This is a genomic window from Maribacter forsetii DSM 18668 (assembly GCF_000744105.1).
GTDB classification, from domain to species: Bacteria; Bacteroidota; Bacteroidia; order Flavobacteriales; family Flavobacteriaceae; genus Maribacter; species Maribacter forsetii.
This window is the reverse complement of the sequence record NZ_JQLH01000001.1, coordinates 4449249-4471584: the sequence shown is the minus strand read 5'-3', so window position 1 is coordinate 4471584 and position 22336 is coordinate 4449249. Positions and strand designations below refer to the sequence as shown.

Below are 22336 nucleotides of genomic sequence, written 5' to 3'. Positions count from 1 at the left end.
TTCTTTAGTTCTTAGGTTCTTCAATAAGTTCTTGCGGTGCACCAGTAATGCGCTCTTGTAGCGATTGGAAAATAACATACAATGCCGGTATAACGAATACACCGAAAATGGTACCTATTAACATACCACCAACGGCGCTCATACCAATAGATCGGTTACCTACTGCACCAATACCTGATGACAACGCCAAAGGCATTAAACCAAGAATGAAGGCGAATGATGTCATTAAAATAGGTCTAAGTCTCGCTTTTGCTCCGTCAATTGCAGAGTCAATAATAGACATACCGTGCTTTCTACGTTGCAATGCGAACTCTACAATAAGAATAGCATTTTTAGAAAGTAGACCAATAAGCATAATCAATGCAATCTGGAAATAAATATTATTCTCTAAACCTGCAAAATTTATAAAAGCAATGGCACCTGCGATACCTACTGGTAACGATAATAAAATTGAGAATGGTAATATATATGATTCATATTGGGCACTTAAAAGAAAGTATACAAATATTAAACTCAATGCAAAAATGATAATGGTTTGACTACCGGCACTACTTTCTTCTTTTGTTAAACCAGAATATTCATAGGTGTAATTTTGAGGTAATACTTGCGCAGTAACCTCTTCAATTGCGTTAATGGCATCACCAGTACTGTAGCCAGGATTAAGAGCACCATTTATTTTTACAGAACTCAATAGGTTAAATCTACTAACAACTTCAGGACCATAAATTTTCTTTAAAGAAACGAATTGAGAAATAGAGACTGATTCACCCTTAGAATTCGTTACAAAAATGGAATTTATAGATTCTTCATTTGCTCTGTCTTCTGGTTTAGCCTGTATCATTACACGATACTGTTTACCAAATTTATTAAAGTCGGTGGTATATAAGCCACCATAATATCCCTGCATAGTATTAAAGATATCAGTTAATGCAAGTCCTGCAGATTTTGTCTTTTCTACATCAACAACTAATTCGTATTGAGGAAAATTTGGGTTAAACTGTGTAATAGCATATTGAACTTCAGGTCTTGCGTTTAATGCAGCTAAAAATTCATTTGTTGTATTGCTAACTGTATGCCAGTCATCTGCGTCTTTACTTTGCAGGTTAACTTCAAAACCTGCAGAGTTACCAAAACCACGAATACTTGGTGGTGCAAAGAATAGTATTTTAGCATCTTTAATAGTTGCGGCTTTAGCAAATAAAGCTCCAATTGTAGCATCTACTGATTGACCATCTCCTTTACGTTCTTCAAAATCTTTTAGTTTTATTACAGAGAAACCGTAAGAACCACCGTTAACATTGTTCAATAAACTTCGACCTGCAATATTCATTCTAGCCTTAACAATGTCCATAGACTCGTAGATTGAATCCATTTTTTTAACCGTTTCCTGTGTTTTTTCTAAAGTTGTACCAGGAGCCAAAGTCATATCGGCAAAAATAATTCCTTGGTCTTCATTAGGAATAAATCCTGAAGGTGTAGTCTTGAAAAGTAAAGCAGCAACGCCTGTAAAAATGATTAATAATAAAACTGTCAACCATTTTTTGTTCGCTAAAAATTTTACAGAACCAATATATTTGTCCGTTATAGCATCGAAACCAGTATTGAAAGCAGAAAAGAAACGTTTAGATAAACTCTTTTTCTTGTGTTCGTCAGAAGGTGTATGAGGCTTTAAAAACAAGGCGGCCAAAGCTGGACTTAGCGTAAGTGCGTTTACAGCTGATATTAAAATAGCGATTGCTAATGTAATACCAAACTGTTGATAAAAAACTCCTGAAGATCCTTCAATGAACGAAACAGGAATAAACACAGCGGACATCACCAGAGTAATGGATATAATTGCACCTGAAATCTCTGACATTGCAGATTTGGTAGCTACTTTTGCATTAGTAGCGCCTTCCTCCATTTTAGCATGCACCGCTTCGACCACCACAATGGCATCATCAACCACAATACCAATGGCAAGAATCATTGCAAATAAGGTTAACATATTTATGGTATAGCCAAATAGCTGAAGAAAGAAAAAAGTACCAATAATTGCCACTGGTACTGCAATTGCAGGTATTAGTGTGGATCTAAAATCTTGTAAAAACAAGAAAACAACTATAAATACTAAGATAAAAGCTTCTATTAAAGTAGTTATAACATGGTCTATAGAAGCATCTAAGAAGTCTTTTGAGTTATAAGGTATTATGTAATCTATCCCCTTTGGAAAATCGCTCTTGCTTTCCTTTAGAATTGTTTCAATTTGCTTAATTATCTCGTTAGCATTTGATCCTGAAGTTTGAAAAATACCCACAACTGTACCTGGGTTTCCCATACCTTCATTTTTGGTACCATAATTAAAAGCTCCCAATTCAATTTCGGCAACATCTCCTAATCTTAAATACTGTCCGTTATCTTGTGCTTTAATTACAATATTTTCATACTCTGAAATTTCAGATAATCTTCCTTTATATTTTAGAACATATTCGTAAACGCCATCTGCATTTTCACCAATTTTACCTGTTGCAGCTTCAACATTTTGTTCATTAAGTGCACTTTGTATATCTGCAGGCATTAAGTTAAAAGCGGCCATTTTATCTGGTTTTAACCAAACTCGCATAGAATAATCTCTAGCACCGATAACATTTACACTACCAACGCCTTCAATACGCTGTAATTTTGGAACAATATTGATGTTGGCGTAGTTTTCAACAAATGTGGCATCGTAGTTTTCATTTTCTGAGAACAACGAGAAGAACATTAATGCACTTGTCTGTGTTTTTTCAGTGATAACCCCGTTTGCGATTACGTTGCTAGGTAATACATTGTTTGCTCTAGCAACTCTGTTTTGAACGTTTACTGCTGCAATATCTGGATCTGTACCTAGCTTAAAAAATACGCTGATACTCGCTGCACCATCGTTACTTGCACTAGAAGTCATGTACGTCATTCCTTCCACACCGTTTATTTCCTCTTCTAATGGTACAATAACACTATTTAGAATTGTTTCTGCATTTGCGCCTGTATATGTAGCTGTAACTTGTACGGTAGGAGGTGCAATTTCTGGGTATTGTTCAATAGGTAATGATGATAAGCCTAGAACTCCTAAAATGGTTATTATGATCGATATTACTGTAGAAAGTACAGGGCGATCTATAAATTTTTGGAACATTTTTATTTATTTATATATGAAATGATTTTTTGGAAAGTCTTACTTTACTGGTGTAATTGTCATTCCGTCTTTTATTTTTGTAACACCTTCAACTACAATAGTTGTTCCTTGTTCTATACCATTTTTAACGATATAGCCTTTTTGGGTGTTCTCAATAATATCAATTGGCATAGTTGTGACTGAATTGTCACTTTTTAAAACATATATCAATTTTTTACCTTGTAAATCTATCGTTGCAACTTGTGGTATTTCATAGACACCCTCATAAATTGTTGGAATTTTTATTTTACCGGTACTTCCGCTACTTAGTATATTATTTGGATTTTCAAAATCTGCTCTAGCTGTTACATTACCTGTAGAACTATTTATTATGTTATTAACCATTGCAATTTTTCCTGGTTTTGCATAATCTGCACCATTTATCATCTCTAATTTTACTTCAGGTGCTTTGTTTAGGTTAATTAGGTGGTCTTTATTTTGAGGTAATGAAGACTTAAAGTTCAAAGCTTCTCTTTCACTCATAGAAAAATAGGCGCGAACTACACTAACGTCAGAAACCGTAGTTAAAGGTTGTGTCATCGAAGAACTTACTAAAGCACCCATTTGATATGGAATTTCACCAATATAACCATCAACAGGACTTGAAATATTAGCGTAGTTGATATTGGAAGCAACGCTTTGATAACTCGCTTTTGCTTGAGCAAGTTGTGCTTTAGCTGTTTCTAACTGTACGCTACTGATGATATTCTTTTCAACTAGAGGCTTTAACTTATCTACTTCTACTTGAGCAACGTTAACTGAAGCCTTAGCTGCATTAGCATCTTGATTTAGAGTTTGGGTCTCTAATTTAAAAAGTAGTTGTCCTTTTTTGACTTTCTGACCTTCTTCCACATATATTTTTTGCACAAAACCAGAAACTTTAGGCCAAATCTCAACATTTTGTTTACCCTCTAAAGTGGTTGAAAATTCGTTGTATGTAGTTAAATCTTGCTTTTTCAGTGCTTCGACTTTTAAACTTGGTGGTGGAGGTGCGGCTGCTCCTTCTGCCGGTTTTTCTGATGAACTAAAGCAGGAACTCAAAAGAAGAGTTGCACTTAATAATCCTATAATTGATAATTTCTTCATTTTAGATGGATGTTTATTTGTATTAAAATAGTTGCTTGGACTTGTTAAGGTTTTGTTAATTCGGAATGTTCGGTAAAAAACGAACCAAATGGATATAAAAAATTATTTTAGCTCTTTTTGTTGTTGTTTTAATGCAGCAATTGTGGTTTTCAGGCTTGATGTCATATCATCGATACATTTAACGTAAACTGTAATTTTGTTTTTATTTTCTTCATGTTTATCAGGTCTATACTCTTCATTATAAGCGGTAATTTTACGAACCATTTCACTCTCTCTTTCAAGTTTTGTTAATGAACGATTAAGCTTTTTAATGAAGAAAGTATTCTTTTCAGCAACCTTAAAATATCGTTTACGATCACCAGATTTTGTAAAATACTTTACAAAATCCATTTGTAATAAAAGATTTAAGGATGTTGAAATAGAACTTTTACTAGCGCCTCTCTTTAGAAGACAATCTTCAAAGGTTAACCCTTCTTCTTCTGTAATAACCAAGTTCGCAAAGATTCTGGCAGCTAATGGAGGCAAATCATATTCAGATTCGAAATGAACTCCCAGTTCTTCTATTAGCTTATTTTTTATCTCTTCTTTACTCATATGACTAAAATTGAAGCGACAAAGGTATAGTTAGTTCGTCTACAAACAAACTAAAAGAACTTAAATTTTGTTAAAGCTTGTTAAACTTTTGTTACAGTCACAAAGATAAATGCTAACTATTTGAAAATTAATTCAATAAAAGATATTTTTAACTGTGTGGGCATTTAAAAACGTGGTTTCTTTTAATAGAAAAAAGAATGTACTTAGTAACTTGGAGTGATTATTATTATGAAAGAGGTTTTTTATAAGGCAAAAATACCTTCTTTCTTAATTAGAGGAATAGTAGTTAAATTTGATTCGGTCACCGTGTTTTTTTCAAATACAAATCGTTTGTCGTGTAAAGTGCCGTTTGCAAAAAAGGTGACAAAGAACTCATTGTTCAATCCTAAAACATCTTCTTGAACCACTTCAATTTTCTTAAAAGATTTTGGTTCAACTAACCCCAAATTATGCCTCATAATAGATGTTTTACGATCACCGTCATAACCCTTAGACACAACCATGGTCATTTCAATTGCAATATCCTTATCATTAATGATATAAGCATTCCAATCCTTGCCCAAGAATTCTTCGTTCCATTCTCTAATAATGGCAACGTATACATCTTTAACAATAGGTATTTCAATATCTTTTTTCACGAAACGTTGTTAAAGGGCACTTTTAAATTGCTCTAAAAAGCGTAGATCATTTTCACTTAATAAACGAATATCTGTTATTTGATGAAGAAGCATAGCTATACGGTCAATACCTACACCAAAGGCAAAGCCAGAATATATTTCAGGATCTAGCCCGCAATTGGTAAGCACATTTGGGTCTACCATACCGCACCCACCAATCTCTAACCAACCAGTACCTTTAGTAATCTTGTAGTCAGTCTCTGTTTCTAGTCCCCAGTAAACATCAACCTCTGCACTTGGTTCTGTAAAAGGAAAGTAAGAAGGTCTCAATCTAATTTTAGACTTTCCAAACAGCTCTGCAGTAAAATATTGAAGTGTCTGTTTTAGATCGGCAAAAGAAACATCTTTATCAATGTACAAACCTTCTACCTGGTGAAAGAAGCAGTGGGATCTTGCTGAAATAGCTTCGTTTCTATATACTCTTCCCGGAGATATTGTACGGATAGGAGGTTGGTGGTTTTCCATATAACGCACTTGTACAGATGAGGTGTGTGTACGTAAAAGGATATCTGGATCTGTTTGTACGAAGAAAGTATCTTGCATATCTCTTGCAGGATGATACTCTGGCAAGTTCAACGCAGTAAAATTATGCCAATCATCTTCAATCTCTGGACCTTCAGAAACATTGAAACCAATTCTTGAGAAAATATCAATGATTTTATTCTTTACTATAGAAATAGGATGACGTGATCCTAGCTCAATAGGGTTTCCAGGTCTGGTTAAATCGCCATATACCTGTTCATCGGTTTGGTTATTTTCTAAAGCCTGTTTTAAAGATTCTACTTTTTCTGTAGCTGCATTTTTAAGTTCGTTAATAGTTTGACCGAACTCTTTTTTCTGCTCATTAGGTACATTCTTAAACTCCGCAAAGAAGTCGTTAAGAATACCTTTTTTGCCTAAATATTTTATACGGAACGTTTCAACGGCTTCCAAGTTGTCAGCAGTGAACGATACTACTGTAGCGATTTCTTCTTTTATCTTATCAATCATGAATGTTGATTAAAGCCGCAAAGTTAAAACTTTTAAAACACGTATGATATGTTTTTAAGGGTTTTGATAGCCTATGAAGTCGGGAATTTGTCTTTGACATTAGACTTTACCCATAGTAGACATTCATCAAAGGTGTTAAAAATGCATTGTTCAGGAATTAAATCAGGAATTACACCTACACGTTCCATCATGTAGCGTGGCTGATTAAGTACATCAACAAACAAAATATCTATACCAGATTTTCTAAGTCCGATCAAAACATCTTCCAAGGTATACAAACCAGATTGATCCATGTATTCCATTCTACCCATTCTAATGATAACGGTAGATGCCGTTTCCGGTATTTGGTCCGCCAAATGTTGAAACTCACTAGTAGATCCAAAAAATAAAGGTCCTTTTAAATGTTTTATAAAAACTTCTTCTTGCAGGCTTAAGGGAAAAGCAGCTTCATCTGGCCAATTGACTTCTTTCTCCAATGACTTTACATCTGAGCGTTCTGCGGTTAAATCCCCCATTTTTTTTATGAACATTAAAGAAGCAATGACAAGACCAACACCCACGGCATATACTAAATTCCAAATGGAAGAAAGTATCAAGACCACTAGCATGATTACTACTTCTGAACTAAATTTAAAAGGACCAATACTCAAATCTTTTGGTAAACTTGGTATAGCCTTCAAGCCTTTATAATCCATTACACCAAGTCCAACGGTAACAAGTATACCCGCAAGAACCGCAGCTGGAATTTTTGAAGCGATCGGTCCAAGAGCTAAAAGAACAATAAGTAATAGAATGCTAGCCATCATACCAGATAGTTTGGTTTTACCACCTGCATTAATATTTACTACCGTACGTATAGTGGCACCGGCACCTGGTATACCGCCAAATACTGCTGCAATACTATTGCCTATACCTTGACCAACTAATTCCTTGTTTGGCTTATGCTTTGTTTTGGTCATATTGTCTGCGACAACGGATGTAAGTAAAGAATCAATGGCTCCAAGTAAAGCTAAAGTAAGCGCGGTAAAAATATATGGAGTTACAGAGTTTAAATCAAACTCGGTAAAAATGCCCAAATTTGGCATAGGAAAATCGCTAGGTATTTCTTCAATAGGTCTATACTTCAAACCAAAACCATAAGCCACACCAGATACTACGATAAGGGCGACCAGTGCGCTAGGTATTGCTGTGGTAATTTTCTTAAAGCCATAAATAATAATGATGGTAGAAAGAGCAAGAATAAGTTCTAGCCAATTAATATTATTTAATGCCCTTGGTAATACTTTAATAGCGCCTATTACTCCTGATGCTTCAGAGTTTGCTAAGGTCTGCGCTTCTTTTAGCTTGTCTGCTTCTGTAATATCTTCAGCTTTGAAAATTGTTTCCTTAAAATCATTAAGAACTAAAACACCTTCGCCGGCTTCTTCTTTTAATATGTTTTCTAAAATAACCTGCTCAGCCATAGGTTTGTAAATCTTTACAAATTCGGCATCTTCTTTTGGGTAATAGCCAATGGCAGGTAAAATTTGTGTTACCAGAATGATAACACCAATTGCGGTCATAAAACCAGAAACTACGGGATATGGAATGTATCTAATGTATTTACCTATACCTAAAAGCCCTAAGCCTATTTGTATTAAGCCAGCTAATAAAAAAACTACTAGAATAGCTGGCAGTGCTTTTTCTAAGCTACCATCGTTTGTAGCTACGATACCCGCTATTACCACCATACTTACTGCGGTCATAGGTGCGGTAGGACCAGAAATTTGTGTGTTAGTTCCACCAAAAAGTGCCGCGAAGAAACTTATGAAAATTGCGCCATACAATCCGGCACTGGGCCCCAATCCTGAGCTAACGCCAAAAGCTAATGCTAAGGGTAGAGCAACAATACCTGCGGTAATTCCGCCAAATAAATCACCTTTGAAATTTGAAAATAGATTCTTCATACAATTAAATTAATCAATTTTAGTGAGATAGAATGGCATCCTTTGTCTACCGGTTTATCTCGTTTTTAAATAAAAATATTCGTTGGCTGCGAATAATTGATTGATTTTATGGTATTATAAAACCGATGTAAAAACACCGGTTTTAAGATTACTATTTTTCTTTTGGTTTTAGTTGTAGAATTCAACGGCACCTGTAGCAATATCATACATGGCACCAACAATCATAACTTCACCATTACTTTCCATTTCGGCTAAAACCGGACTTTGAGTTCTAATGTTATCTATGGTCATTTCTACATTTTTAGCGGAAACCTCGTCTACGAAATCTAAATTTTTAGAATTTCTTAAACTCTCATCTGCAGGTTCTTTAACAGCATCAACAGCTGGTTCTATTTTGTTGATCAAGGCGGTTAAATTACCCAATCTGGCATGGTCACAGGCACCTTTGATGGCTCCACAACTTGTATGGCCTAAAACTACAATTAATTTGGTACCGGCTAGTTTACAGCCAAATTCCATACTACCCAATATATCTTCGTTTACAAAATTACCAGCTATTCTAACGCTAAAAATATCTCCTAATCCCTGGTCAAAAACCAATTCAGCGGACACTCTAGAATCTATACAGCTTAATATGGTAGCAAAAGGGAATTGACCTTCGCTAGTATCGTTTACTTGTTCTAAAAGGTTACGATTTGCCTTTAGGTTACTCTGAAATCTCTGATTTCCTTCCTTCAAAAAATCTAAAGATTTCTTAGGGGTCATCGTTGCTTGAGTTTCTTTAGTATGTGCTTTCATATATTTTATTCTTTGTTATGATGTATAATTATTTTGGCCCATTAATAAAAGTGGAACGTTGATGTTATTTATTAGTTCACTAATATTTGCAGGCATAGAAAGAGATTTGCCCTCCTTATTTTTTTTGTTTTCAAACCTATTGATACATAAGAGATTTATCTTATTCTTAGTGATACAAGTTGATATCTTTTTAATAGAATTGGCATTTTTCTCAAATTCGAAGGATACCTCTTTTCTTTCTTTAGCTGTATCGGGTTTGTTTAATACTATCTTATTTTTTAATATTTTAAATGACTTTAAAGGTTTTTGTGAATAAAGCAATAAATCTTTAGTTAAATCAGCTATTGAAATTTCTTCGGCATTACTTAGAACTCCTAAAGAAAGGTCATTACCATAATCTAAAACATTCAACTCGTCGGTTAAAAATATAGGTCCTTTATGCTTCTTTAAAACAAAAGGTATTAAGTTATCACCAAGAATATTAAAAAAACTAGACTTTCTTTTGCCTAGTACTATAAAATCTGGTTTCTCTTTTTCTATATAAGTAGCTATCTCGTTTTTTAGATTACCAATAGCACATGAATAAGACATGGTTACGCCAAAATCTTTTGAATAAGCTGTAACAATCTTGTTTATATCATTGTCCATGGTAATGAACTCGCTATTTAGGGATCTAATTGCTGAAAGATTACTGTCTTCGGTAACTACTTCTGATGCTTTTTTAACATGAAAAATGGTAATATCCCCATTAAGCATCTTAGCCAGGCTAAGCGTACTCTTTAGCGTGTTCCCTAAAGACTCTTTCATGTCTGAGAATACGGCAATTTTATATTTTTTATCCATGTCTATCTTTTTAGTTAATTGAAAACAATTGAATTCGATTAGCTTAAGCTTAGATCTGATTTTGGTCGTTGCTCAAAGAACTGAATATAACTTGGCGGATTTTCTACCACACCACGCTTGGAAATAAGCTTAATGTCAATATTTCTTTCTTTGGCCTTATGGCTGAAATCTTCTAATATTTCTATGATATCATAATCTAAGAATCTTGTCTTTAAAACATCAAGCTCTAAGTATGTATTCTGAGGAAGACTGTCCAATTCTTTTAAAATAGCACCTTTGTTGAAAAAAGTAACTTCTTCTGCTAAGGTCATTTTAATTTTATGCTTACCATCACTATTGTCCTCAATATGGAGAAAGTGAGAGTTTTGGTAGCTCTTTAATAAAATAACAACGATACCTACGGCAAGACCTAAACTAATACCGACTAGTAAATCTGTAAAAACAATACCAATAACTGTTACAAAAAATGGAATAGATTGTTTCCACCCTAATTTATACATTTTTATGAATAAGGCTGGTTTAGCTAATTTAAATCCTACGATAAATAAAATAGCGGCTAAAACCGATAGCGGAATCATGTTTAACAATGTTGGAATCAAGATTACAGAAATCAGTAAAAGGAAACCATGAATAATGGCAGATAATTTGGTTCTACCACCAGATTGTATGTTAGCGGAACTACGTACGATTACTTGAGTAATAGGAAGACCACCTATTAAACCAGAAACTATGTTACCTGCACCTTGGGCAAGTAATTCTCTGTTTGTCGGTGTTACATTCTTATGAGGGTCTAACTTGTCGGTTGCCTCAACACAAAGCAAAGTTTCTAAACTGGCAACCAAAGCAATGGTAAAGGCAGTGATCCAAACTTTCGGATTGGTAATAGCGCTGAAATTTGGAAAGCTAAACTGACCAATAAAAGATGAAACGTCATCTGGTACGGGTACCTTAACTAGGTGATCTTTAGATATTCCCAATACTTCGCTATCTTGGGTTAGAACGTAAAATATAATACCAACGGCAACAGCAACTAAAGGTCCTTGAATAATTTGAAACACTTTAGCTTTCTTAGAAAGTACCTTGTCCCAAAGTAGAAGAATAGATAGGCCTATAATAGCAATTAATGTAGCTCCAGGACTAATATTATTAATAGTATTTAAAATTTCTGAGAATGTATTTTCTCCGTCCACTTGAAAAAATGCCCAATCTCCTTCTGGATCAGGATCATAACCAAAAAAATGAGGAATCTGTTTTAAGATTATGATGATACCGATACCGGTAAGCATTCCTTTAATTACTGAAGAAGGAAAGTAGTAGCCTATGACCCCTGCTTTTAAAATCCCGAATATAATTTGGATTATACCTCCTAGAACAACTGCTACTAAGAAATTTTCATAACCGCCTAAAGTTCCTATTGCGGTGAGTACTATTGCTGCTAGACCTGCCGCAGGACCACTAACACCTATTTTAGAACCGCTAAGACCACCGACTAATACACCGCCGATAATACCAGCAATTACTCCTGAAAATAATGGTGCTCCACTGGCTAAAGCAATACCTAGACATAAAGGTAGTGCTACGAAAAATACAACGATACTCGCGGGAATATCATTTTTGATATGTTTAAACATGTAAATAATATAATTATGCCCTAAAATTATTGTAGGACAGATTAGTTAATTGATAAAAAATGGAAATGACTAAATAGCCTGATCTGGCGGGGGAGATAAAACTTCAAGTGATAGGTCTTGGTAACCTTTCATATTAAAGTTGCTAATTATCGAATTTTCGTAAATAGCAACAATTGAAAAATCTAATGAATTTTCTTTAACGAACTTTTCTTCGCCTATTGTTTTTTTACCAGACTCTTGTTCTTCTTCGTTGAGATTGGTTATTACAATGGGGTTTTCAACATCGCATAGGGTTATGATGCTTGGTGCAGTAACTGCAAAAAGCCATAACAGTAGTAATGTAATGCGTGCGAAAAAAGTCATATACTAAAAATCAATTGTAAAGATAGTACGGAAACCGTTAAAAACTGTTAACAATGTTCTAAAAATCCTTCAACAGTTTAAGTTCGTTGTTTTGGATCCATCCAGTTTTTCCGTCTGATAATCTAATTTTATTATAATCATCTAACTGGTCTAAAACATTGACTTTAGTTCCTGCATGAATCAAAAACACTTGTTCACTTGTATTATTGGGCTCAGACTTAACAATACTTTCTTCTGCAAAAATTATTGCTGGTTGATTCTCGTCAAAATCTTTACGTTGAATAAAAGCAAACAAAACGGATAATATACATAGGAAAAGGGCAAGTAAACTACCAATAAATGTAAAACGTTTTCTTGTAGCGTAATTTGAATTATAAAAAAGGATATACAAAAGAACAAAAAGTAGCATGAAAGCTATGGCTACATACGCCCATTGATCAAAAGTTAATTTACCTGTTACGTCTTTATATAATTTAGATAAACCCGTTTCTGGCATAATATCAATGGCATCTATGGTCATATTCTGAGCATAGCTAAGGTTGGTCTTTATTTCTTGGTCATTAGGTGATAACAATAATGCCTTTTCGTAAAAATAGATACTTTCGGCAATTTTATTAAGCTTATAATAAGAATTACCTAAGTTGTAATAAACTGCGGAAGAGTGTTCACCGTTATCAAGTATATCATTGTAATAGGTAATAGCCTTGTCATATTCGCCTGCATTATATGCTACCGTAGCCTGCTCGAACAATTTGGTGTTCTGAGCGGTACAAAAGAGAACCGCAAAAAGACTTATTATGGTGGCTAACTTTTTGAACATACTTATAATTGTTTATCCATTATGGAAATTACCTCACTTGCCTTATCATAATCGGCTTGCATTTGCACGTCAGAAAATGGGCTATATCGTGCAGCTTCACAGTTTTTAAGAAGTGCTATAAAACTATCTACGGTAGTGTCATCAATTTGTCTTTGCTTAAGCAGCTCTGTAATTTTATCTTTACTAAATTCAGAAGTTTCAATTTTTAGCTTCGCCTTTAAATAGTTATGAAGTGCACGCTCAAGAGCTACATAGAAAGAATCTTTATTGCCCAATTGTTTCCTGGCGGCAGATAAATATTTTCGTGCAAGCTTATTGGCTTTTCTAATTTTATTACCAACGACATCACCGGCAATAGCATCTCTTTTCTTCCTAAAAACAATAGCTAAAGGAATTAATAATAGCGGGCAAAATAACCACATGTAAAATGATGTGGAACCAAAAAAGTAAGAAACAGATTTGTTAGTTAGGTTAGGGCTTAGTTTCAAAAAATTGAATTCATTACCGCTACTAACAACAGATTGCTTATTGCTGTTAGAAGCAGTATTGGAGTTGGAAGAAGCACTTAAAGGTCCTTCTAAAACATTGATAACGATTTCATCGGATGTTAACGTGGTATATTTTCCGGTGGACGGATTAAAATAACTAAAGCTCAAAGGTGAAATTGGGTACTTTCCTCTAAAAGAAGGTACGATGGTATATTGATTGCTCACCTTACCTTGCATACCTGCTAGCGTAGTTCTTACACCTTCTGTGAACTCAGGTTCATAAACCTCCAATGCGCTGGGTAACTCAAGTTCCGGTAGTTTAAATAATTTTAAATTTCCTTTACCGCTTACCTCTACGGTAGCCTGTAAAGATTCTGTTGCATTTAAGTTGGTCTTACTTGTGGTCACTGCAAAATCAAAATCACCAACGGCACCATTAAAATCTGCAGGTTGGTTATCTAATGGCAAGGGTTTTACATTAATCGTTCTATTACCGGCAGATACAGTTTTGTTTGTTTGGGCATACATTTTTTGACCAAAGAAATCTCTTCTTCCGGTAGGTACGTCTACCGTAACATCAAGAGAAAGGGGTTCAATATTTAATTTTCCAGATTTTTGTGGGTAAAGAACAACGCGTTTTAAGATAGCATACCTGTAAGGCTTTCCTTTATAAGTGCCATTTTGTGCGCTAAGCCCGTTTACCTTTATATCTTGACTCCAAAAATTATTATAGGTAGGGTTATCTAAAGGCTGGTAATTGGATACGCTGATATTTGGACTCACATATAGCTTATAAATGACGGTAATAGCTTCATTCAAATACGGATTTGTTTTTGAAACCTCGGCAATCAAATGTAGATTTTCATCTGCTACATCATCTGCGGTCATTTGATCACTAGGTTTGTCAACGGCTGCAGTAACTACAACATCTTGTGCTAGAGATTTATAGGTCTCACCATCAATAAAAATAGAAGCCTGTTTTATAGAAAACTTACCTTTTGCAGTAGGTGCCAGTGTATAGGAATATGATTTAGAATAGCTTCTTACACCATTGATCCATGAAGAACTAATAGATTGAGAAGGTCCCATAACTACTTTGAATCCGTTGAAATCTGGCGGACTAAAATTATCGCCATCACGATTCATAACAAAATCAACGCGTAATCTTTCGTTTAGGCCAAGCTTTGGTTTGCTCAGTTTCATTTCAAAAGTTACTCCGCTGTTATTTTGGCCCATCATCCATATAGATGATAGAAAAACGGTTAATACTAACCCAAGTTTTGTTATGGATTTAAAGTCTACCAATCTTTTTCGGTTTTAATTTTAGCACCTTTTACCTTTTTGGCATCAATTTTATCTTGAACCTTTTTCTCTGCATTTTGCATGGCTCTCAATAAATTCTCTACCTGCTGCTTAGAGAGTTGATTAGGTTTAGGTTGTTGTTGATTTTGCTCGTTATCTCCTTCTCCTTGTTCAGGTTTTTTCTTTTGGTCAGATTCATTATCACCTTCACCATCTTTACCATCGTCTTTTTTCTCTTCATCTTTATCACCTTCGTCTCCCTTGTCACCATCTTCGCCTTGATCTTTTTTATCTTCGTTTTCCCCTTCGTCCTTTTGATCTTGGTCTTTGTTTTCGTCCTTGTCGTCTTTGTCTTTATCCTTATCGTCTTGGTCTTGCTTGTTCTCGTCTTGGTCTTTTTTCAAAAGCTCTTTGGCCAAAGCTAAATTGTAACGGGTTTCTTCGTCGGTAGGATCATTGCGTAAGGCCTCTTTGTAGGCTTCAACCGCTTTTGCATAATCTTTACGCTTCATAAAAACATTACCCATATTATGGTAAGCCTTATGCTTGTCAGCTTTAGAGGTAGAAGCTTCCCCAGCTTCCTTGAACCTGCCAAAGGCTTCATTATACGTTTCATTTTGGTAATACGCATTCCCTAAATTATAAGGAGCTGCACTATTATCGGGACTTTTGGAAATTGCTTTTCTATAATCCACCTCTGCCGCAATAAAATTATCTTCTGATAATGCCTTATTGGCATCCCATGTATAGTTTGTAGATGACCTTAGGGCTTTCTCTTTTTCTTTCTCATCAACCTCTTGAGCAAAAGATGACAAGCAAACAAAAAACAATAATAGTACTGTGCTTATTTTATTCATTTCTTTTCTCATTGAACAAATTGAGTTTCTTTAACCAGCTTGTCTTGCGGTCCAAGATAAAAATATCTAAAAAGAGAAGCAACAATGCCCCGCCAATAAACCACTGAAACTGATCTTTATATTCTGCGAATTGTTTGGCTTCAAATTCCTTCTTGTCCATTTTCAACAATTCTTCTTTTATATATTCTACTGCGGTATCTGTGTTAGAACCATCTATATATTCACCATTACCTTCACTTGCAATATCCGCTAAAACACTTTCGTTTAATCTTGTGATTACGGTTTCACCTTGGCTATCTTTTTTAAGGCTTTCTAAAATTCCGTTTCTTTTTATAGGTATTGGCGCTCCTTTTTCCTTACCTACACCAATAGTATAAATGATAATGCCTTCATCAACGGCATCTTCTACGGCATCTAATGTAGACCCTTCAGAATGGTCTTCCCCATCAGAAATAATGAACAATACACGGTTTGTCTGTTCTACATCGTCATAATATGTAGTAGCCAATTCAATAGCTTGATCAATAGCGGTACCTTGAGACGTAAGCATGTCTGTATTCATACCTTGCAAGAACATTTTTGCTGCGCCGTAATCAGTTGTAATGGGTAGTTGTGGGTATGCTTGACCGGCGTAGGCTATAATTCCTATACGGTCACTTGCCAATTGATTTATAATTTCAGAAACCAATCTTTTGGCTTTCTCAATTCTGTTAGGCGCAATATCTTCCGCTAGCATACTTTTACTAACATCTACCGCAAATACGATATCTACACCTTCTCTCTTTACCGTTTCTAATTTTGTTCCAATTTTTGGGTTGACCAAACCTATGATCAGTAATGCCAATGCAAGGATGAAAACGACCAGTTTTAAACCCCCTTTGTTATAAGAACGGTTAGGCGTTAACCTTTTTAAAAGGTCAGCATCTGCAAATTTCTTTTGCGTTCTTTTTTTCCATACCAATAACAAAAGGAACAGCACTATTATCACCGGTATGATAAAGAGTAAATAAAAATATATTTTTTCGTCGTACTGTATCATATTATACAAAGCTTCTAAAAAGCGTGTTTCTTAAAATCCATTCTAACAAAAGCAATCCTCCTGCTAACAATATCCAAATTCTAAATTTTTCTTCATAGCGGTAGTATTTAAATTCTTCTACCTCGGTTTTTTCTAGTTTGTTGATCTCATCGTAGATTTCCTCTAAAGACTCGTTATCGGTAGCTCTAAAATATCTACCTCCAGTAGTAGACGCTATACTTTTAAGTAGTTCTTCGTCTATTTCTACCTGTCTCATTCCAAATCTAAAAGAACCATCCGCATTATATGAAACAGGTGAAAGGGCATTACCGTTTGTACCAAGACCAATAGTGTAGGTTTTAATACCGAATTCTAGTGCCAGGTCAGATGCCGTTTGGGGTTCTATAAAACCAGAATTATTTACCCCATCGGTCAATAATATGATGATTTTACTTTTTGCCTTACTGTCTTTTAAACGGTTTACAGAAGTTGCTAGTCCCATACCAATGGCAGTACCGTCATCTAATTGTCCGTATGAGATTTCTGAAAGCGAGTTAAGTACAATAGCTTTATCTGTAGTTATAGGTGTTTTGGTGTAACCTTCACCTGCATAAGCAACAATACCTATACGATCATTAGGTCTATTTTTAATAAAATCTGCCGCCACGTCTTTAAGTGCAGAAAGTCGGTTTGGTTTTAAATCTCTTGCCAGCATACTAGAAGAAACATCTATGGCCATGACAATATCTATACCTTTTGTAGTTTTAGAGCGGGTAGAAATATCTTCTGTCTGTGGTCTTGCCAGAGCTACGATAATTGCAGCCAATGCCAATAAGCGTAGAATGAATAACGCAGGTTTAAATTTAGGTAAAATGCTATTGTAGCTAAACCCTTTTACACTTGATATACGTAATGATGCGGTTTGCTCTTTTTGTTTAAAGATATACCACACAATTGCCAATGGCAGTAATAAGAACAGCCAAAAGAAATCAGGATTTGCAAATGATATATTCTCTAACATTTATGCTTCTGTTTTTACTTCTACCGATGCTAAGATTCGGTCAACTATTTCTTGTGCGTACGTGTCGTCTTTAAGCCAAGTAAGAATTACGTATTGTTGAAATCCTTTACCTCCAAAAAGAAGTACTGTATATTCTCCTTCTAATAACTCTTCTGAGCCAGGCATTGGAAAATTTCCACTACCAAAAACTTTCACTCCTTTAACACCGCTTATGGTACTAAACTCTTCTTGCTTGGTGATAATGTTTTTTGCTCCCTGATCCTCAAAGTTGGATAGAATTTTTTCAATGGTCTTGTCAAACTCTGGCTCTGTTTCTTTTTGTGCTAACGTAATACTAGTGGTGCCCATGTTAAATAGAGCGATAGGACTTCTGTACTCAAAAGCCTGCACGTCTTCTATGGTAGCTTTGGCTTCTGGAGGTAATTTTATTTCTTGTCTTACCAAAACTTGCGGAGACTCTAATTGTATTGGAGGAAAACCATAACTGCTACGAACCCATTCGCCCTCTAAAAGTTCTTTGGTAGGGTGACCTAAAACGGTGTCTTTTAAATAGCCGAATCCGAATTTAACTCCGGCAATGGTAATGCCAATTAAAATTAGGGCAACAGTGGAAATTACCGCTATTTTAATTTTCTTCTTTTTTGCCTTACGTTCAAGTTCTTCTTGGTATTCTGCTTGTTCCAATAACTCTTCTTCTGTGGGTTCTGGTAGCGCTTCGTGCGTTTTTTCAACAATCTGTTCAACCAGTTTTCTATCATGTTCAGCAACTGAGGTAGAAGGTTTGTTCTTAGCGAATTTCACTAAATCTGCCGTCTGTAATATTTGTTGAAACTGCTTTATAGTATCGTCTTCCAAATTTAACTCGCCGGCATCCTTTAAAAGCTCTAATTTTTCAATTAGTTGTCCGGTAGTACTTTCCATTGCGGTTACGTGAGCATCTTCCTCTAAGTATGAACGTACAATGGTGGTCAATTCAGAATAGTACTCTTTGTATTCGTCTTGTATTAGGTATCTAGAATTTTCTAATCGTTTCAATTCTAGTAACGCTCTGTCATAAGGTGGTAAAAGTGCTACTTTTTCTTCTTCTGTAAGTGGCTTTTTTCGGAATACAAACCAATAAAGGAGTCCACCAAAAATTAATAATACCAACAGACCTATTAGCAAGTACTTCCAAAGAGCATAATTGCTTTTATCTACATTGATTAAGGGTTTTATATCATACATTTTCTGATTCAAGGTATCTACAGGTACGGTAGCTACATTGATCATTGAGGAATCTGTCATAAAACCTACTCCGTTAATATCGATTCTTTGTGCAGGTAATTTGTATGCTCCAGAATCAAACTGGGTAAGGGCGTATATTTTTTGAAGTGTTAGTCTATCTTTTTTTCTAGTGGTGTCCGTAGCAAAAGCTTCTACAGTTTCTAGGGGAGAAAAGGTTTGCCCTTCAGGGAAAATCACAAAATCTGTGGAGTCGATATCCACAGTAACCTTCCATTGAACCTGCTCCCCAATTTTTATAAAAGTAGTGTCAACCTCAGTTGTAATGTTTGGTGCTTCTTGTGCGGAAAGATCAAAGATGAATAGTAGGAATACGAATAGAGGTGAAATTCGTTTACACCACGAAACACATTTTTCATTTGTTTTATTAGTAATAATCATTCGTATCAACCTCTTCTTTTAAAATAGCCCAATAATTTCTTTACATAGCTTTCATCTACCCTACAATCTAAAACTCCGCATCCAGATTTTGTGAAAGACTCCTTAAAGTAAGTAACACGGTTTTTATGATATTCAGCATAAGCGTTACGTACTTTTTTAGACTTGGTGTTTACCAATTGTAATTTTCCTGTTTCAGCATCCTCTACCTGTACCATACCTAAATTTGGTATAGATTCTTCACGTTCGTCATAAACACGAATTCCGGTTAAATCATGTTTGCTACCCGTAATCTTGAGTGTTTTTTCGTATCCGTCGTCAATAAAATCAGATAGAACAAAAACAATAGCTTTCTTTTTCATGACACTACTCAAAAATTTCATGGCTTGAGCAATATCTGTTTTGTTGCTTTTTGGTTTAAATTCCAATAATTCTCTAATGATACGTAGAACGTGGGTCTTTCCTTTTTTAGGTGGAATAAAAAGTTCTATTTGGTCAGAGAACAGAATAACACCTACTTTATCATTGTTTTGTAAAGCACTAAAAGCTAGTGTAGCCGATATTTCAGTAACGATTTCATTTTTAAATTGATTAGTGGTGCCGAATAATTCAGAGCCGCTAATATCTACCATTAGCATCATGGTCAATTCTCGTTCCTCCTCAAAAACCTTTATATAGGGTTCGTTATAACGGGCGGTAACGTTCCAGTCTATATTTCTTACATCATCGCCAAATTGATACTGTCGTACTTCACTAAAAGTCATACCACGACCTTTAAAGGTAGAGTGGTATTCCCCACCAAATATATGGTCGGAAAGACGTCTTGTCTTTATTTCAATTTTCCGTACTTTTTTGAGTAGCTCTTTAGTATCCATAATACAGCGCTCTAGCCCCCTATAGGAGATTTGATTGCGGTTAAAAATATATGTGAAACGGTAATTTTAAGCATTGTTCTTTTTTAAACCCCTTAGAATAAACGAGTAAATATTCCCTCCTTTGGAAATTGTGGGCTCTTAAGGTACTTCTATCTCGTTAACAATTTTGTTGATGATATCAACAGAAGTAATATTCTCGGCTTCTGCCTCATATGTAATACCTATTCTATGTCTTAAAACATCAAGAACAACGGCACGTACATCTTCTGGCACAACATAACCTCTTCTTTTTATGAAAGCATAACATTTGGCAGCAGTACCTAAGTTGATACTACCCCTTGGAGATGCGCCAAAGCTGATCAATGGTTTTAAGCTTTCTAAATTATATTTCTCAGGATATCTTGTAGCAAAAACAAGGTCAAGAATATATTTCTCGATTTTTTCATCCATATAAACTTCACGAACAGCTTTCTGTGCGCTAAGTATTTGTTCTATGGATACAACGGCGTTTACAGTTTCGTAGCTACCTTTTAAATTTTGGCGCATAATCAACTGCTCTTCGTTTATTTTTGGATAATCTATAACGGTCTTCAACATAAAACGATCCACCTGTGCTTCAGGTAACGGATAGGTACCTTCTTGTTCAACAGGGTTTTGTGTTGCCATTACCAAGAAAGGTTTGTCAAGAATAAAAGTTTCGTCACCAATGGTCACTTGCTTTTCTTGCATTGCCTCTAAAAGTGCAGATTGTACTTTGGCAGGTGCACGGTTAATCTCATCTGCAAGAACAAAGTTTGCGAATATTGGACCTTTCTTAATAGAAAAATCGTTTAGTTTCATGTTGTAGATCAACGTACCTACAACATCTGCCGGAAGTAAATCTGGTGTAAATTGAATTCTACTGAAACTACCTTTTACAGCTTTGGAAAGGGTGTTTATGGCTAAGGTTTTTGCCAAGCCAGGTACACCTTCCAGCAATATATGACCTTGTCCTAAGAGTCCGATCAATAATCGTTCTACCATATATTTCTGGCCAACGATTACTTTATTCATTTCAAGCATCAGTAAATCGATAAAAGCGCTTTCTTTTGCTATTTTCTCGTTAACAGCACTAATGTCAATTGAAGTATTTTCTTCCATTTAAAACTATATATTATTGAATGTTAAGGCTTCTAATTTTAACAGTTACGCAAATTGAAAATTTATTCACTCAGTCGCTGTTAATGATAGGTTAAAAAATTGGAAAACCCCTTATTTTTATGAAGGTTTTAAGGGATTTCTTTTTAAATTCATTATTCAAATTATAATACATTGAAATATTCAAGAATAATAGCAGGTACTATGACCTGGGGTAAATGGGGCAAACAACTTGCTACCAAAGATATGATATCACTTATGAATCATTGCATAGATCATAACATTACTACTTTTGATCATGCGGATATTTATGGTGATTATACCAACGAAGAAGATTTTGGTAAAGCATTAAAAGAAAGTGCGATTAAAAGGGAAGATATTCAATTGATCAGTAAATGTGGAATTCAGTTTCACGTAAAAGAACGATCAAATAGGGTTAAGCATTATGACTATAGCAAAGATTATATAGTATCATCTGTAGAGCGTTCTTTAAAAATGCTACAGACAGATCATTTAGATATGCTATTATTACACAGGCCTAGTCCTTTGATGAACCCTTCAGAAATTGCGGAAGCTATAGATAAATTAAAGAATGATGGAAAGATCAGGCAATTTGGAGTGTCGAATTTCAGCCCATCTCAAATTCAGCTTTTAGAAAAGGAAATACAGGTAGAAGCAAATCAGGTAGAGTTTTCATTGTCTTCTAACACAGTAATGAATGATGGTACTTTAGATGATTGTATTACGTTTGATAGGCTAGCAATGAGCTGGAGTCCTCTTGGTAATTATTTTAAAGAAACTTCCAAAGCAAATACAAGGATTAAAAAGGTACTGGCGGATTTTACTAAAAAATATAATGCCACAGAAGATCAACTTTTACTGGCTTGGATTTTAAAACATCCATCTAAAATACACCCAGTGGTAGGTACGTCAACGCCAAAACGATTGAAAATGGCAATGGAAGCTGTTTCAATAGAAATGGATATACAAGATTGGTTTATCTTGCTAGAAGCCAATGAAGGCCATGAAGTTGCATAA

At 35.0% G+C, this 22336-nt stretch carries 19 protein-coding genes; 1 reads left to right on the top strand and 18 read right to left on the bottom strand.

What is annotated here, in order from left to right; translation table 11 throughout:
- Positions 1 to 4: 4 nt before the first annotated feature.
- From P177_RS19055 to P177_RS18970, 18 genes are all read right to left on the bottom strand, one after another.
- A complete protein-coding gene (locus tag P177_RS19055) occupies positions 5 to 3154 on the bottom strand; it encodes an efflux RND transporter permease subunit (RefSeq protein WP_036157438.1) in 3150 nt (1049 codons plus the stop codon).
- Between the two features lie 39 nt (positions 3155 to 3193).
- On the bottom strand, positions 3194 to 4279 hold the full coding sequence (locus P177_RS19050) for an efflux RND transporter periplasmic adaptor subunit (RefSeq protein ID WP_036157435.1): 1086 nt from the start codon (positions 4277 to 4279) through the stop codon (positions 3194 to 3196).
- 102 nt (positions 4280 to 4381) lie between these two features.
- A complete protein-coding gene (locus tag P177_RS19045; RefSeq protein WP_036157432.1) occupies positions 4382 to 4873 on the bottom strand; it encodes a GbsR/MarR family transcriptional regulator in 492 nt (163 codons plus the stop codon).
- 242 nt (positions 4874 to 5115) lie between these two features.
- Positions 5116 to 5511 (bottom strand): hypothetical protein, encoded by a 396-nt coding sequence (locus P177_RS19040; protein WP_036157429.1) that lies wholly within the window; start codon positions 5509 to 5511, stop codon positions 5116 to 5118.
- A gap of 9 nt (positions 5512 to 5520) precedes the next feature.
- Entirely contained in the window at positions 5521 to 6540 is a 1020-nt protein-coding gene (pheS, locus tag P177_RS19035) for a phenylalanine--tRNA ligase subunit alpha (protein WP_036157424.1), read from the bottom strand.
- 71 nt (positions 6541 to 6611) lie between these two features.
- Complete coding sequence (locus P177_RS19030; protein ID WP_036157421.1) at positions 6612 to 8486, bottom strand: SulP family inorganic anion transporter; 1875 nt, start codon at positions 8484 to 8486, stop codon at positions 6612 to 6614.
- A gap of 168 nt (positions 8487 to 8654) precedes the next feature.
- Complete coding sequence (locus tag P177_RS19025) at positions 8655 to 9284, bottom strand: carbonic anhydrase family protein (RefSeq protein ID WP_036157418.1); 630 nt, start codon at positions 9282 to 9284, stop codon at positions 8655 to 8657.
- A 15-nt stretch (positions 9285 to 9299) separates the two neighbouring features.
- A complete protein-coding gene (locus tag P177_RS19020) occupies positions 9300 to 10127 on the bottom strand; it encodes a universal stress protein (RefSeq protein ID WP_036157415.1) in 828 nt (275 codons plus the stop codon).
- 38 nt (positions 10128 to 10165) lie between these two features.
- Positions 10166 to 11758 (bottom strand): SulP family inorganic anion transporter, encoded by a 1593-nt coding sequence (locus tag P177_RS19015; RefSeq protein ID WP_036157412.1) that lies wholly within the window; start codon positions 11756 to 11758, stop codon positions 10166 to 10168.
- Positions 11759 to 11827: 69 nt separating this feature from the next.
- Positions 11828 to 12121, bottom strand: coding sequence for a hypothetical protein (locus P177_RS19010; protein ID WP_036157409.1), 294 nt, complete (start codon positions 12119 to 12121; stop codon positions 11828 to 11830).
- A 58-nt stretch (positions 12122 to 12179) separates the two neighbouring features.
- Positions 12180 to 12941 (bottom strand): tetratricopeptide repeat protein, encoded by a 762-nt coding sequence (locus P177_RS19005; protein WP_036157406.1) that lies wholly within the window; start codon positions 12939 to 12941, stop codon positions 12180 to 12182.
- A 2-nt stretch (positions 12942 to 12943) separates the two neighbouring features.
- Positions 12944 to 14668, bottom strand: a complete 1725-nt coding sequence (locus P177_RS19000) for a BatD family protein (RefSeq protein ID WP_051941921.1) — start codon at positions 14666 to 14668, stop codon at positions 12944 to 12946.
- A 59-nt stretch (positions 14669 to 14727) separates the two neighbouring features.
- Positions 14728 to 15588 (bottom strand): tetratricopeptide repeat protein, encoded by an 861-nt coding sequence (locus tag P177_RS18995; protein WP_036158823.1) that lies wholly within the window; start codon positions 15586 to 15588, stop codon positions 14728 to 14730.
- Positions 15581 to 16627: a VWA domain-containing protein gene (locus P177_RS18990; RefSeq protein ID WP_036157403.1), complete on the bottom strand. Its 1047-nt coding sequence runs from the start codon at positions 16625 to 16627 to the stop codon at positions 15581 to 15583. The genes P177_RS18995 and P177_RS18990 overlap by 8 nt, the downstream gene beginning before the upstream one ends.
- 1 nt (position 16628) lies before the next feature.
- A complete protein-coding gene (locus tag P177_RS18985) occupies positions 16629 to 17627 on the bottom strand; it encodes a vWA domain-containing protein (protein WP_036157400.1) in 999 nt (332 codons plus the stop codon).
- Positions 17628 to 19289, bottom strand: coding sequence for a hypothetical protein (locus P177_RS18980; protein WP_036157397.1), 1662 nt, complete (start codon positions 19287 to 19289; stop codon positions 17628 to 17630). It lies immediately after the preceding gene.
- A gap of 5 nt (positions 19290 to 19294) precedes the next feature.
- Positions 19295 to 20161: a DUF58 domain-containing protein gene (locus tag P177_RS18975; protein ID WP_036157393.1), complete on the bottom strand. Its 867-nt coding sequence runs from the start codon at positions 20159 to 20161 to the stop codon at positions 19295 to 19297.
- 138 nt (positions 20162 to 20299) lie between these two features.
- The gene (locus P177_RS18970; protein ID WP_036157390.1) at positions 20300 to 21301 is read right to left on the bottom strand and encodes an AAA family ATPase; all 1002 of its coding nucleotides are present in this window, start codon (positions 21299 to 21301) and stop codon (positions 20300 to 20302) included.
- Between the two features lie 171 nt (positions 21302 to 21472).
- On the opposite strand from P177_RS18970, the gene P177_RS18965 reads away from it, so the two are divergent.
- Entirely contained in the window at positions 21473 to 22336 is an 864-nt protein-coding gene (locus P177_RS18965) for an aldo/keto reductase (RefSeq protein WP_036157387.1), read from the top strand.